Annotated in this window: 12 protein-coding genes; 5 read left to right on the top strand and 7 right to left on the bottom strand. The window is 38.1% G+C overall.

Features of this window, described 5'->3' with window-relative positions:
- Nucleotides 1–37 precede the first annotated feature (37 nt).
- Nucleotides 38–556: a hypothetical protein gene (locus tag ACO052_RS12235; protein ID WP_422104053.1), complete on the top strand. Its 519-nt coding sequence runs from the start codon at nucleotides 38–40 to the stop codon at nucleotides 554–556.
- Here the strand turns inward: ACO052_RS12235 and ACO052_RS12230 are convergent, their stop codons facing one another.
- The 6 genes from ACO052_RS12230 to ACO052_RS12205 form a co-directional block, all read right to left on the bottom strand.
- Nucleotides 557–1,441, bottom strand: a complete 885-nt coding sequence (locus tag ACO052_RS12230) for a patatin-like phospholipase family protein (protein ID WP_422104052.1) — start codon at nucleotides 1,439–1,441, stop codon at nucleotides 557–559. It abuts the gene before it with no gap.
- Nucleotides 1,441–3,420, bottom strand: coding sequence for a M1 family metallopeptidase (locus tag ACO052_RS12225; protein WP_422104051.1), 1,980 nt, complete (start codon nucleotides 3,418–3,420; stop codon nucleotides 1,441–1,443). Before ACO052_RS12225 ends, ACO052_RS12230 begins: the two co-directional genes overlap by 1 nt.
- A 62-nt stretch (nucleotides 3,421–3,482) precedes the next feature.
- Nucleotides 3,483–4,826, bottom strand: a complete 1,344-nt coding sequence (locus tag ACO052_RS12220; protein WP_422104050.1) for a hypothetical protein — start codon at nucleotides 4,824–4,826, stop codon at nucleotides 3,483–3,485.
- Nucleotides 4,823–4,984, bottom strand: a complete 162-nt coding sequence (locus tag ACO052_RS12215; protein WP_422104049.1) for a hypothetical protein — start codon at nucleotides 4,982–4,984, stop codon at nucleotides 4,823–4,825. Before ACO052_RS12215 ends, ACO052_RS12220 begins: the two co-directional genes overlap by 4 nt.
- Before the next feature lie 248 nt (nucleotides 4,985–5,232).
- The gene (locus tag ACO052_RS12210) at nucleotides 5,233–5,799 is read right to left on the bottom strand and encodes a response regulator (RefSeq protein ID WP_422104048.1); all 567 of its coding nucleotides are present in this window, start codon (nucleotides 5,797–5,799) and stop codon (nucleotides 5,233–5,235) included.
- Nucleotides 5,796–7,751 carry a sensor histidine kinase gene (locus tag ACO052_RS12205; RefSeq protein WP_422104047.1) on the bottom strand — a complete coding sequence of 652 codons (1,956 nt, stop codon included), beginning with the start codon at nucleotides 7,749–7,751 and terminating at the stop codon, nucleotides 5,796–5,798. The genes ACO052_RS12210 and ACO052_RS12205 overlap by 4 nt, the downstream gene beginning before the upstream one ends.
- A gap of 577 nt (nucleotides 7,752–8,328) precedes the next feature.
- Between ACO052_RS12205 and ACO052_RS12200 the strand changes: the two genes are divergently transcribed.
- The 3 genes from ACO052_RS12200 to ACO052_RS12190 all read left to right on the top strand — a co-directional run bounded on the left by ACO052_RS12200 (nucleotide 8,329) and on the right by ACO052_RS12190 (nucleotide 12,282).
- Nucleotides 8,329–10,863, top strand: a complete 2,535-nt coding sequence (locus ACO052_RS12200; RefSeq protein WP_422104046.1) for a DUF559 domain-containing protein — start codon at nucleotides 8,329–8,331, stop codon at nucleotides 10,861–10,863.
- Between the two features lie 7 nt (nucleotides 10,864–10,870).
- Nucleotides 10,871–11,707: a DUF6671 family protein gene (locus tag ACO052_RS12195; protein ID WP_422108064.1), complete on the top strand. Its 837-nt coding sequence runs from the start codon at nucleotides 10,871–10,873 to the stop codon at nucleotides 11,705–11,707.
- A 77-nt stretch (nucleotides 11,708–11,784) separates the two neighbouring features.
- Nucleotides 11,785–12,282 (top strand): ClbS/DfsB family four-helix bundle protein, encoded by a 498-nt coding sequence (locus ACO052_RS12190; RefSeq protein ID WP_422104045.1) that lies wholly within the window; start codon nucleotides 11,785–11,787, stop codon nucleotides 12,280–12,282.
- A gap of 70 nt (nucleotides 12,283–12,352) precedes the next feature.
- Here ACO052_RS12190 and ACO052_RS12185 read toward each other — a convergent pair whose 3' ends face one another.
- The gene (locus ACO052_RS12185) at nucleotides 12,353–13,441 is read right to left on the bottom strand and encodes a DUF2911 domain-containing protein (RefSeq protein ID WP_422104044.1); all 1,089 of its coding nucleotides are present in this window, start codon (nucleotides 13,439–13,441) and stop codon (nucleotides 12,353–12,355) included.
- 179 nt (nucleotides 13,442–13,620) lie between these two features.
- Between ACO052_RS12185 and ACO052_RS12180 the strand changes: the two genes are divergently transcribed.
- On the top strand, nucleotides 13,621–15,030 hold the full coding sequence (locus ACO052_RS12180) for a short-chain fatty acid transporter (protein WP_422104043.1): 1,410 nt from the start codon (nucleotides 13,621–13,623) through the stop codon (nucleotides 15,028–15,030).
- The last annotated feature ends 89 nt before the right edge of the window (nucleotides 15,031–15,119 follow it).

The raw sequence follows: 15,119 nt of genomic DNA, 5'->3' as shown, positions 1-15,119 counted from the left end.
TTGAACAATTAAATGATATATTCGCAAAAAAATATTTATGGAACAACAACTCATCGATCTATTAATGTACTCTGTTCCTGCGTTAATCACCGGAGCTATTGCCTTTTTATTTTTCAGGGAACACGTGGATAACGAAAACAACAGACGTAATTTTTTAATTACAAAAGACTTGCAAAAAGAAGCCTTCCCCATTCGCCTTCAGGCTTATGAACGCATGTCGCTTTTCCTCGAACGTATAAAACCCTCGAAATTAATTCCTAGAATACATCCAACATCTTCAAATAAAGATGATTATGAAACTTTACTTGTAGCAACTATTGAACAAGAATTTGAACATAATTTATCACAGCAAATCTATGTAAGTGATCAATGTTGGAGTATTATCATGGCCGCAAAAAATGCCACAATTCAATTAATCCGTAAAGCCAGTATGAATGAAAAAACGGATACTGCTAACAAGTTGCGTGAAGTGGTACTGACCGAACTGATGGATAAGCCGGCCCCGAGCAATGCAGCTTTATCATTCATCAAACAAGAGGTTGGAGAACTATGGTAATCAGGAGGCGTGTTTCTCCTCAGCATAATCATACCCTTGTTGCCACCATTTTTCCATTAAGCGCTTGCTGAAGATTAAGGAGTTCTCGGTCAGGCTCACAGGAGTGTAGTACAAATTCAATTTTACATTATTGGTTTTAGCAGCCAATTGGCCGATAACAATATCGTTGCGCTCTACCTGATCCAAAAGATGCCCGAATAAATTCATCATCAAGGAAAAGGGATTTTTGCCCAGTACACGTTGCTTCCCCATATTTTCGGCTTCTAACACTATGGCATCCACTTCGGTCGCACCTCTTAAAATGGCTTCTCGTATAGGAATGACACAACCCAAACCACCATCGGCATACTCATAGCCATCCACCTTGGCTAATGACATAAACGGGATATAATTACACGAAATCCAAATCCAGTTACAAAACTCTTCATAAGTACAGTCCTTGATAGACTTGTACTCGACGCGATTCATGGACAAATTAGAAACCGTTACCACCGCATCGTGCTTGGTAGCTTTAATTTTTTGATATTCTTCTCTTGTAAAATTCTTACGAATATTACGTTTTAGGGCCTTACTCTCCCCAAAGGTGCGCTTCATTTTAATGAACTGCCATAATGAATTCACAAAATCGATCGAGACATACTCCCTATCTCCTTTTTTGCGTTGCACAAAAGGACTTACACTAAAAATATCTTGCTGCTGTACATTGGTAAAAATATCGTACAGCTTCGGAATATTGTTAACGGCCAGATGCGGCACCAAAAGACTTCCAGTGGATGTTCCTAAAAACATATCGTATTCACGCCTTTCGCGCTCCATTAAATATTGCGCTACTCCACCTGCAAATGAGCCTTTACTTCCACCGCCAGATATCACCAATGCTCGCATTACTGTTTATTTTGTAATTTTTCGGACAATTCTTTCGCAAACTTAACCAATCTCCAGTTATGGTGCGACTTAGCGTTTTCGAGATTGGACTTGCACCTCGTGTCGCAAGACCTCATGAGATCTAAATATTGAAAGGCCTTCATTCTTAAATCGGCATGGTACCTCTCATTGGTATAACCCACCAATTCCTCATAAAGCCCTTGCTTATTATCCGCTTGGTAAAAAGGCGTACTCAAATTCAAAACAATCCACAACAGACGCACGTTCTTATCGCTAAAACCAATGATATTCCTGGTTTTAGATAAGTATTTAGCGCGTTCTTCAGGAAAACTGGACCAAAGGTTATAAAGCGCATTTTCTACAGTGATATAGGACTTGTCGTCAAGCAAAGATTCGTAATCGGCTTTTAGTTTCTCAGGAATTTTGGTAACGTACTGAGAAATGGCCTGTCGCACTTTTAGACCGTGTTTAAAGGTATCCGTTGTGACCAATTCTGGCACTTGGGAAATGACCTTTACTTTAGCCTCGTCAGACACGTAGTATTTTAAGTACTCGGAGCACTTGGAAGATTTGGCCTGGCAATCGACCATCAAATATTCATTGATAAAGGTCGATTGGTTCTTAAGCAAACCAAATGCAGCATCTACAGGAAACTCTTTTTGTTTGATCCACACGTTTACAAACCTTGTCAATGACTTACCATATAAGCGCTCAACCTCCTTTACAAAATCAGAGGTCTCCACATTGCCAAACTGATACTTTTCCAAGTAATTCTTTACAGCGCTTTTAAACACCTTTTCGCCAACCAATGTTCTTAAGGCATGAAGCACCCAGGCGCCGCGTTGATAAAAGGTAAGGCTACTCGATTTGGGGTTTAAAAGTGAGGTCCCTTTGCCTGCAATATCCTGCCGACCCAAATCCACTGCGGATTCATAGAGCTCAAAATAGAAATGATTATCGCCAAATATATTGCGCTCAGCCAATAAGGCGTAGTAAGTGGCAAAGCCTTCCTGCAACCAGTGATGTTCTCCAGATTTTGCAGTGACCAAATTCCCGAACCATTGGTGCGCCAATTCATGGGCATTGACATTGACATAGTTCTTATCATTAAACCCGATGGAATCCACCACAAATGCATCTGAAAAAATGGTACAACTCGTATTTTCCATACCAGCGTACAAAAAATCGTGTACAGGTACTTGTTTGTAGTTTTGCCAAGGATAGGCAAACCCAATCTCATCTTCTAAAAAATCGAACATCTGTTTACTATAACGATAGGTAGGCTCGACCTTAAGTGAATCTTCAGGGTAATAATAATAATCTAAGGGAATACCGCTTTTAGAGATTTCTGTTTGCTTACCGTACTTACCTACGACCAAGGCAACTAGGTAGCTGGACATAGGCTTTTGCATATCAAATTGCCACATAGATGAATTTGGCCCGTAGTTTACATTTTGCAATTCCCCGTTGGAAACAACAGTATATCCATTATCAACAATCACATCCAAATTGAATTGAATTTTATCGTTAACATCGTCAATACTCGGCAACCAATTACTTGTGTACTTCCCCTGGCCCTGAGTCCAAACATTCCAATCGCTTTTTCGTTTTAGGAAGTATAGCGCTTTTTGAGGACTAGCCTCATAATCAAACAGTAAATTATAGGTCTTGCCTTTTTCAAAATCGCTTATAAACCAAATTTTATCATTTTCAACATTGAAATTTATAAGTATCGGCTCAAAACTAGTAGGATCGTCATCATAAACTTTCGAGGTCACTTTGATATTTTTGGCATCTAAATAAATTGAGTCTACGTCTTTTAGAATTTTAAGCTTGACCATAAGATTACCCGAAACTTTACCCTCATCCATTTTTACAATTATCAACGGATGGATTTCCAAGAAATCAACATAATCTGTCTGCTGGGCAAAGGAGAAGAGACTAAAGAAAGTCAAAATATAATAAAGGCATCGATTCATGGTTTAAATATAACCAGAATGATGCCAAGAAATATTTAGATTGTAAAATAAATTATCAAAATTTAATTAAAACCATTGCTTTTTAAATATGGCTTTAATCCATTGATGGAACCATTAATTGGACGACCTTCTTTAATATCCTCACGAATATTTAATAATTCTTTATAAACTAAATCCCTTAAGTTCTTATTCCGGGACACTCTTTTAGATATTTTTTTTAAATCTTTATCCTGAAGTAATGAAAATTTATAAAATGCTTTGTAGTCCAAACCGATTTTATCAATATTTTTAGGCAATTTAACCTTAAAACTAGACACTGATTGTAAGTTGTTTAATAGAACTTTTGGTCTCTCACTAATTTTTTCGAACCCTATGTTTTCTGTTATTTGATCGGTTAAGGCAAGACTCACACCAATTGAATCTCCCCAAAACTCCGAACTCGACAAATACCGAATAGTTTTATCCTTGATATCGTGAATCCTAGCTCCGACAACAGGTCCATGCTTTCTATAAATTTCAATTATTTCATTTCCAACTATCTTGCCATAATCATACAAAGAACTCCTTATTTTTTCTCCAATTTCAGGCCCATATTTATTATAAACACTAAGAACATCTTCAGCAACCTCTTGCCCAAAGTCATCATAGACAGCCCTTAATTGTAAACCTACAATCGAACCGTACTTTTCGAAAAAGTTTGACAAGTCCCTACCAACAATTGGCCCATGTCTTTCATACGAACTGACTAAAGAATTTGCAATATCTACCGAGTACTTTGTGTAAATTTCTAAGAAAGAATCTGTAATTTCAGTACCGTATTTATTATATACAGTAGAAATCTTATTGCCTATTTTAGGCCCGTATTTGTCATAAACTAACCTTATTTTATCCGAAACTTCTGGCCCCCAATTATAATAGGCATCATTTATCGTTTGTCCTATTTTAGGCCCATGTTTATCATAGCTTGATTTTATTTTTTCGGCAATAATGGGACCATGATTTTCATAAGCCCTACTTATATTTTCTGCCGCTTTTTCTCCATATTTTTTAGAAGTACTGACAATATTATCGTAAGCTTTTTTGCCATGTTTCTTTATCTGGGGAGAATATTTCTGATGCAAACTTTTACTTCTAGCATATGTTCTTTTTACTTTTTTTTGAATTTTTTTCGCTCTTTCTCGAGTCCTTTTTATAGATTTTTCTGCATTGTTTTTTGCCTTTTTGTAATTGATAGTCATATTACTTTTGGCTCTGTTTATACGGTTGTTTAATTTTTTTCTCGTTTTCTGGGCTCTTTGTTTTACCTTATCTCTCCAATTTTGACTATTTCCATTAATTATAAAAATTGCACAAAACAGAATTGAGAAACAAAAGCTTCTTTTTACTGTTATACTTAACATCTTCATCTTCTCTCCAATTTTGCGGCATACAAATCATCTTTTGCTGCCTCTGCTTCCCTTCGCGCAGCTTTAACTTCGTTCCCTCTTCGTCTTAATTTTTGAGCTTCTAATCTTTTTTTTGCAGCGCGCTCTCTATACCTTGCTGCTCTAATAAAATTTGACATAATTAATTGATTTTTATATTAATACGTCTAAATTATTTATATGAAAAAAAAATAATTTCATCAAAAAACAGTAATGAATCCCTCAACATTGAGGGTTTCGTTTAAACCCTAAAAAAGCGGATGAATGGACAAAAAATCTAAAAATGAAGGTTCTTTGTATTATTCCGAGGGAACGGAGTGACCGAAGGAATCTTATGACTTTTATGTGGGATTGCCGCGTCCCAATGTTTCGGGACTCGCAATTGCGACTAAATCAGGTTATTCTTTGTCGCATAACTTATGAGTTCTGCAGAATTGATGCAGCCCGTTTTTTCGAGAATAGTACGCCTATAGGTATCCACAGTATGGCGGCTGATAAAAAGCGCTTCTCCAATGGCCTTGCTATTGAGCCCCTTACCTATGAGTCTTATGATTTCAAACTCACGCTTAGTCAAATTGGTCTGCAATTTTGCTTTATAGCGCTCTATAGTGGTTTTTAGTTCGTCGATACTTACGGGCTTTAGTAAATAATCAAAGGCGCTATTTTTTATGGCTTTAATGGCATAATGATCATAGGCAGACACAAAGACAATCTTAGTATCTAAATAGTTTTTATTAATGTCTTCTGCCAATTCCAAACCGCTCTTTCCTGGCATTTCTATATCCATAAACACCAAATCAGGCTGAAGCCTTAAAACTTTATCTACGGCCTTATTAGCATCGTCAATACATTCTAATAATTCTAGTTCCTCAAAATGACTCAGCAAAAGTTTCATACGGTTTAATGCTCTTGCCTCATTGTCAACAACAATGGTCTTAATTTTTACTTTACTCATAGGGTATTGGTTTTAGCGATATAAATACTTACACATCTTCCCGATTGGCCTTCTACCTTGTTATTTTTAGTAATATCGTGTTTGATGATTCTCCCATAGCGCTGCGTATATAAATTAAAAATACGCTCCATAATGTTTAAGCCACTTCCAGTTCCTTGGGCCTGCGTATGTTTGCCTAAGCATTTTCCGCTATTGTCTACCTTAAGAATAAGGTTGGATTTTGTTTCCTGTAACCTTATTGTCAATTGTCCATTTTGCGCTGCAGACAAACCATGTTTTATGGCATTTTCGACACAGGTAAACAACACATGCTTAGGCACTAAAAAGCTTTGATCAATAGGCCCAGCAACCTCAATACTATAAGTAAAGGCATTCGAAAATCGCAACTGCTGTAACTTTATAAAATTCTCCACATAGTGTAGTTCTTCTTTTAAAGTTGTCGATATTTTATCGGAATGTTTTAGCGTATCTCTCATAAAACCAGAAAAACGGCAGATAAGCGCATCGGCCTCAAGTCTGTTATCCATAAGGGTCATTTCACTAATCGTATTAATAGCGTTAAACACGAAATGCGGATCGACCTGATTTTTAATGGTCTTTAGTTGTAGCTCTGCTATTTCCTTTTCAATAGTCTGCTGGCGCTCTATTTTTATGCGCTGCCCCTTTTGAATGGTCCATACCAAAACAGTAAGACATAGAAATATCATTACATAAATCAAATACTGAAGCACATAGAGGGGGTTGGTTTTATACGCATATAGTCGCGCATACGCCCCCTTTTTTACGGCAACCTGCGATTTCCCATCACCTATAGCGTTGACCTTGGTAGAAAGAGTTTTATAAATGTTATCTTCAAATTTAAGTGCAACACGGTGCGTAAACCCTTCAGAATACACAGCAATCTCTGTATTATCCTTAATTGCAATCCATTCCTTTATGTGATCTGCATTAAGATCATAGAAATACAGGTTACTATAAGGGTCAATTTTGTAAGTTTCCATAAGGTTAAACTGCTTATCTAATCGCAAAATGTCACCCCTAGTATGTTCGTTGATATAAAATTCATCATGTTTGGTTTTGTGAAATGTATGGTAAATGCCTGGCGGTAATTCGAGTTGATGCTCTATGTCTCCCTTAAGGTTCAATAGAAGTAATTGACTGGGTATCAGCTTATGTGCCCTTGATTTAAATACAGCCACAATTTTATGTTCACCTCCAATTTCTAAGGTATGCATATCTACTGACCCTTTGGTTTTAAATTCCAAAGGCGGAAATAAAAAATTGAGATCATCATCTAATACTGATAACCAAGCGCTGTAATCCGATCGTTTTGCAAAACTGGAATCCAAGTTATTTTGCGCTGCGGTTGATTGTATCAATAATTCGGAATCTATATCATCATCAATATTAACAATACTGGATATTGAACTTGGGTTGGTTAAATGGGGGGATTTCATTATACGATTTGTATCATAATCATATTTATAAACATTTCTTGGATAACCAGAAAAACCAGTATTTAGTGCAAATACTAGTTGTTTTGATGGTCTTTCAAAATAATTGAATGTATTTCGTTCTCCACTATTGAGATGATAGCGCCCTTCATATCCCCTTACCTTGTCTACAAATATTGACGTTCTGTCTATACCTTTATTTGCGAAGGGCTCAAGTATGTTTAAAAATACAGAATCCCTAGATTGTGTTAGCAAACAAATTTCTTTAAAACCATTTCCATTGATATCCTGAAACCAAATATTTTTCTTGTTTGTAATGAAAGGCGCTTTAAAATTGAACTGGTCTATGATATTGGTCCCAGCCTCGTAAATTATAAAACTAGCATTCCCTAGATTATTCAACTGGGTCACAATTTTCTCATCAATGAAGTCATTATTTAAGTCTTCATAGAACAAAGAACTTTCAGGATGCAACCGGTCTGTTTTAACAAGTTCCATTTTAAACTTATTAAAATAGTCTGGCAACAAAACGATTATTATGACGGATAAAATTCCCGAAATGATAAATGTATTAGACAAAAAAGCCAGTAGCTTTTTAAGCATAGTCAGAGTCGATTGTGTCAGTTAATCAGAAAGTTACATTTTTTTAAAATAATACATTAAAAAATATACATTGGGGCATGCTTTCTCATAAAATTTACTCAAAATTGAGTAGTGTATCCCCCCAATAAACCCGACATGCATGAAATGTAGATGAAATGGGAATTCCATTTTTCTGTCATTCCTGCGCAGGCAGGAATCTAAAAAGAATCAAGATGCTTCGTCCCGATAGTCCCGATAACTATCGGGGTCGGACTCTGAATGATAAAAAAACGGTTTGCACTAAAAAAGAAATTTTCGTCAGTTTGAGTGAATTTTGCAATTGAAATAAACAAAATTAATGTCAAAAACCATAAAATTTCTAGTTAACAAGCACTTCTCGATACATCACGCCTTAGGCGTGACACTCGAAGTAACATTATACATTGAAAAATCTCTTATTTATAATTCAGGTTAAATGACTTAAATTCGCTTTATGAGTGTCAACTTACAGACTCCTATAGATTATCTCAAAGGCGTTGGGCCCAACCGAGCGGATTTGTTGCGTTCAGAATTGAACATTAACACGTATCAAGACCTCATCAATCTATTTCCTAATCGTTATATCGATCGCACTAGATATTATAAAATCAACGCGCTACAGCGCAATACTGCCGAAGTTCAAATTATAGGTTTTATTACAGGCCTCAGAGAGGTGGCGCAAAAGCGTGGAAAGCGCCTTGTAGCCGATTTTAGGGATGATACCGGTATGATGGAACTCGTGTGGTTTAGAGGTCAGAAATGGATCAGGGACAACCTTAAAATCAATCAACCTTATGTGATTTTTGGTAAGACTAATTGGTACAACGGCAAATTCAACATGCCACATCCGGAAATGGAATTACAATCTGAGCACGACCGTAATTTGCGCTCTGCCATGCAAGCCATTTATCCATCGACTGAAAAATTATCGAACAAGGGGATTACCAATCGCGTCATCACCAAGATCATGCAACAATTATTCCTAGAAACCAAAGGGCAATTTGTGGAAACCCTATCTGAATCGATAAGAGGGGAACTGAAATTAATTTCGAAATCAGACGCACTGTTTAACATCCATTTTCCGAAGAACCAAAGCTTGCTTTCAAGAGCACAATTTCGTCTAAAATTCGAAGAATTGTTCTACATTCAGTTGCAATTAATTCTCAAAAATTTAATCCACAAATCCAAAATTAAAGGCTTTACTTTTGACAAAGTTGGAGATTATTTCAATACCTTCTACAAGGCGCATTTACCCTTCGATTTGACCAATGCCCAAAAGCGTGTTCTAAAAGAAATCAGGGCCGATTTGGGCAGCAATGCGCAGATGAACCGTCTTTTGCAAGGCGATGTTGGATCCGGAAAGACTATAGTCGCCTTTATGTCAATACTCATGGGGCTTGACAATGGTTTTCAATGCTGTTTAATGGCGCCAACTGAAATTTTGTCAGTTCAACACTACAATGGATTACTTGAATTATGTAATAAATTGAATATCAGTATTTCATTATTGACTGGTTCAAGTAAAACTTCAGAACGAAAAGAAATTCACGAAAATCTTGAAAATGGAACATTACAGATCTTAATCGGTACCCATGCCCTACTCGAAGATAAGGTAAAATTTAAAAACTTAGGGCTCGCTATCATCGACGAACAGCATCGGTTTGGAGTGGCGCAAAGGTCGAAATTATGGCAGAAAGGCCCCCTTCAATTCCCCCTAAGGGGGAACGTAAAAGTAGTACTGAAAAAATATATGACGGCGCGTCCTTCAACTTATAAATTGATGAAGGAGCTACAGCAAGAAAATAAAAAACACAGTACTGAAGCTGAGCGTATTTTATGGGAATCTCTTCGAGCCAAAAAGATGGGATATAAATTCAGAAGGCAACATATCATTGATGAGTTCATTGTTGATTTTGTCAATTTAGAAAAGAACTTAGTCATTGAAGTAGATGGTGGCTACCATAATACAAAGGAACAGCAAGACGTAGATGAAATAAGAACTTTAATATTAACCGAACTTGGCTTTAAGGTTATTCGCTTTTCTAATGAACAAGTGATTGGCGATATAGATTCAGTTTTAAACGCTATCGAAAAGCAATTAAAAAGTCTCCCCTCTGGGGAGGTTGGTGGGGCTATCCCTCCACATATTCTCGTCATGACCGCAACACCCATTCCGAGAACCTTGGCCATGTCAGTTTATGGTGATTTGGATATCTCGGTAATTGACGAATTACCAGCTGGGAGAAAACCGATAAAAACGGTGCATCGTTATGACAATAATCGGCTTAAGGTATTTCGATTTATGAAAGATGAAATTGCCAAAGGGCGACAAATTTATGTGGTGTATCCTTTAATTCAGGAAAGTGAAAAAATGGATTACAAGGATCTTATGGATGGTTACGAAAGTATTGCTCGCGAGTTTCCTGCCCCGGATTATCAGATTTCTATTGTTCATGGTAAAATGAAAGCTGCGGATAAAGATTATGAGATGCAACGCTTTGCTGAAGGCAAAACCCATATTATGGTTGCCACAACAGTGATTGAAGTTGGGGTTAATGTTCCTAATGCTTCGGTAATGGTCATAGAAAGTGCGGAACGTTTCGGTTTATCCCAACTGCACCAATTACGCGGGCGTGTGGGGCGCGGTGCCGAACAAAGTTATTGCATTTTAATGACCAGTCATAAACTGAGTAATGATAGCAAAACCCGATTAGAAACCATGGTACGCTCTAGTGATGGTTTTGAAATTGCCGAAGTGGACCTAAAACTTCGTGGCCCAGGAGATGTTATGGGTACACAACAAAGTGGAGTCCTTAACCTACGTATTGCTGACATTGTAAAAGACAAGGACATTCTAGAGCGCGCACGTTATTATGCGAAGTCTATTTTAAAATTAGATCCAAGCCTTGGTTTACCAGAACATAAGGTCATTTTAAACACCTATCGTCAAATGGGCAAGTATCGCAATATTTGGAATTATATCAGTTGATATGGAATTGTTTCAAAACAGAAAGCTCATCATCGCCACTAAGCACCAAAAGGAATCGGTTATTGCTCCACTGCTCGAGACGCAGCTTGGCGTACAATGTTTCACTGATCCAAGTTTCGATACGGACACTTTAGGTACCTTTTCTGGTGAAGTAGAACGCATTAATACCCCATTAGAAACCGCACGTTTAAAATGCCTTAAGGTTATGGAACGCAATCATTGTGATCTGGGCGTAGCTAGTGAGGGTTCATTTGGACCGCATCCCACCATGTATTTTGCTAGCGCCGATGATGAACTTTTAATCTTTATAGACCAAAAAAACAATCTTGAAATTGTGGTGCGAGAGCTCAGTATGGATACTAATTTTAATGGTAAAATCATCCATAATGAAAAAGAGTTATTGGAATTTGCACAACTCGTCAAGTTTCCCTCCCATGCTTTAATCCTTAAAAAGTCCAAATCCGATACCGAGGGTATGCTAAAAGGGATTAGCAGCTTACCGGAATTGCAACGGACTTATGAGTTTATGTATCAAAACTACAGCACGGTCTATGCCGAAACCGATATGCGTGCCATGCTCAACCCAAGTCGAATGCGCGTTATAGAGCTTGCCGCAAAAAAATTAGTGGACAAAATTCAATCGCTTTGCCCTAATTGTAAAACACCGGGCTTTGGGGTCACCGATTTAAAAAAAGGCTTGCCTTGCGACCTTTGTGGCTCACCGACGCAATCCACGCTTAGTCTCATTTACAGTTGTACAAATTGCAATTATAGTAAAGAGGTCTTCTATCCAAACAGTAAAAAAACAGAAGATCCCATGTATTGCGACTTTTGCAACCCTTAGTTATTGCACTCATGATTTTTGTCATAGGCTTTTTTTTATTTTGATTATAGCTTTGTAATAAACACCAACTTTGTAATATGCCACGACCAAAATCAAAACCAGAGTTATTAGAGCTTAGCGCCGTCAATTTTTCAAAACTATTTGATTTCATAGAAGCCTTAAGTCCGAAAGCACAAGAGAAGACCTTTCCCAAAGGTACACTCAACCGCAACATAAGAGATGTATTGATGCACCTACATCATTGGCATGGCATGATGCTCAACTGGTATGACGTTGGTATGCGCGGTGAAAAGCCAGATATGCCCGCGAAAGGCTACACTTGGAAAACAACACCAGAGCTTAACACTTGGATTCAAAAACAATATACGGATATCCCTTTAGAAAAGGCGAAAACTCTATTAAAGGAAAGCTATAGCAAGGTTATCCATTTAATAAAGAGCCATAGCAATGACGAGCTTTTCGAAAAGAAACGTTACAAATGGACGGGATCCACATCATTGGGTGCCTACCTAATTTCAGCCACTTCTAGCCATTACGATTGGGCTCTAAAACTTATCAAAAAAGCCAACAAATAAAAAAAGGCCTGGCACCAACAACAACCAGACCTTCCAAAACATAACCAAACGTGTTTTGCTGATGAAATTCTTATAAAGCTCCTAGCTCTTCGAGATTCTTTTCAGACGTCGACTTGTCTTTATCCGAAGGATTAGAAGCTAATGCTTTTTTGTAATGCTTAATGGCTTTTTTATTATCGCCTTTTGCTTTATAAGCCCCTGCGATACTATTATGCCAAGTTGCGTTTTTAGGATCACTCTCCAGGTTCATGTTATAGTATTTTAATGCCCTATCGTAATCCTTGACAGTCAACATATAGTTGCCCATACGATTTAATTGATTGGGATTGGCCAAGGTCGACGCTTCGTCCATAGCCTTACCAAAACCTTCTGTATCGCCCTTTTTCTGAAGGATCTGGGCTTTGGTCGCAAGACCGTTAACCGTCTTTTCACTAAAAAAGTTACCTTCCAATGCCGCGTTGATCCATTCTAAGGCTTCATCAAGGTCACCACCATTATTGAGGGCGAAATTTGCGGCCTGCTCCCAATTTTGACGGGTAAAGCCCTTTTGGCCTTTAAATTGTCCTCTAATATCGTCCATCACAATAGAGGTGACATCCACTTCTATTTTAAAAGGAATAGCCTTCTTTTCCCATTTTAAGGACGCTGTAGTTGAGGTCTTATTAACCTCATCAAAATCGAAGGTCAATAGCTCGACGTGATCAATAGTCTTTAATTTTACATCCGCCGTTAAGACGTCATTGGCAGGCTCATAGAAATAACTGCCCCAGGCATCTTTGTCTGTGGATAAAATTATAGTTGCATTATCAGCATCTTTCACATTGATGTGTAGGCCATAAGTCCCTGCCGCGATAGCCTTGCCTTCAACCTTAGCATCATGGGTAAAGGTAATGGTGGTATTCTCATTGGCCCCAGCACGCCAAGGCGCTGCTTTAGAAGTTCCGAAGCCTAGATTGGTTAAACCATAAGGGACCAGTTTGCCCCAAATTTCACGACCGTTAACACTTGGTCTGGAATAGGTAATGGTAATGTCTGTCGTCCCAACACGTTGCATAACGGAAGCCATTTGGCTACCACGTGGGGTATTGAGCTGTGCGGTCGCACTGAATGAAACGCATAGTAATAAGCCTATTACTAACGGAGTAATTGTTGCTCTCATTTTTATAAATTTTGATTAGTAGTACCACCAAATTATGGGGATTTTAGACGCAAGGCTGTTAGGGACTTGTTAAAGAAATTGGCATGAGTGTTAATTAACGTATTCTTAAGAGTACAAAAAGTTCATAAAAAAACAATTCCTATAAATCGTTTATATTCGTTGTACCAACTAACTTTTATATGATTACCAAACTCGGTCAGAAATTCACGGACGGCTTTACCAAATATATGCCCAGCGCCTATGTCTTTGCTCTTTTATTAACCTTGTTAACTGGATTGGTTGGTTTTTTTGTTGCTGACGCAGACACACTAAAAGACAAAGGTATACTGGTCTTAGAAGGCTGGTTCGATGGGTTCTGGAATCTGCTCTCTTTCGGCATGCAAATCGTGTTGATCATTATCACGGCCTATTGCATTGCTCAATCAGGGCCAGTAAAAAGAGGGATTGACCACTTAGCCAAATGGATTAAGACTCCTACACAGGTCTACATGATTATCATTGCCCTTGGTGCCTTATTATCCTTAGTAAGCTTTGGGATGGTGGTAATTACCTCTATTCTTGGGCGTGAATTAGCACTTCGCATCAAAGGGATCCACTACCCTTTTTTGGTGGCTTGTGTGTACTTCTCATTTAACGGTTGGGTCTGTGGGCTCTCGAGTTCTATTGCTTTGCTCTTAAACACGGATAATAATTTTTTAATAAAAGATGCCATACTTAGCCATACCATTTCCTCGAGCTATACTTTGGGCTCTAACTTGAACCTAGCCATGACCTTGCTATTTGTAGTCGTATCGCCTATTCTGATTTGGATCTTAATCCCTAAATCCTTTGCCGGCAAGGAATTGAAAGATTTACAAACCTCTCTCGATGATGCCGAGGGCTCTGTAAAGGACGAAGCCTTATCATACAAACTCCCATTTAAAGCGCTCTCTGATGCGCTCAACAATGCGGGTTGGTTGCAACTATCAGTGGCTTTTTTAGGTGTGCTGTATATCATTTACTATTTCTACAATTATGGTTTTGAGCTTAATCTTAATATCATGATTTTTATTTTCCTAATCGCTGGGATGGTATTGCATATCACGCCGATGCGCTATAGTATTGCTATGAAGCGCGCCAGCAGTAATATCTCTGGTGTATTATTTCAATATCCTTTTTATGCAGGTATTATGGGCATTATGAAGGCCTCGGGTCTGGCAATTATTATCAGCCAACTCTTGGTATCTATAGCGACACCAGAATCCTATGCCTTTATCTCCTACCTTACGGGTGGTGTCATTAATTTTGCCATTCCTTCTGCTGGTGGTGAGTTTGCTGTGGTTGGTCCGAGCATTATTACCATGGTACAAGAATTGGGGGCTCACCTCTCTCCTAGCGAGGTCACGGCGATGACGGCAAGAGCTTCTATGTCAGTAGCTTATGGTGAAAGCCTGAGTAATTTATTACAACCTTTCTTTTTATTGATTGTCTTCCCTGTAATGGGCAAAGGCCTTAAAATACAGGCCAGGGATGTGATAGGTTATCTCTTTATTCCCTTTATCGTCTTGTTTGTGATACAGGCGTTGCTCGTGACTTATGTGCCGCTATAGAACGACCTTTTTATTTCATCCAATCTGCCTAAGCACATCAAAAAGATGCCTATATTGGTGGGTAATAGCCTACCTTATAATTAATTGTA

It is taken from the genome of Winogradskyella sp., from assembly GCF_965228925.1.
Classification (GTDB): domain Bacteria; phylum Bacteroidota; class Bacteroidia; order Flavobacteriales; family Flavobacteriaceae; genus Winogradskyella.
The sequence above is the reverse complement of the archived record's forward strand: the minus strand, read 5'-3'. Positions and strand labels throughout refer to the sequence as shown.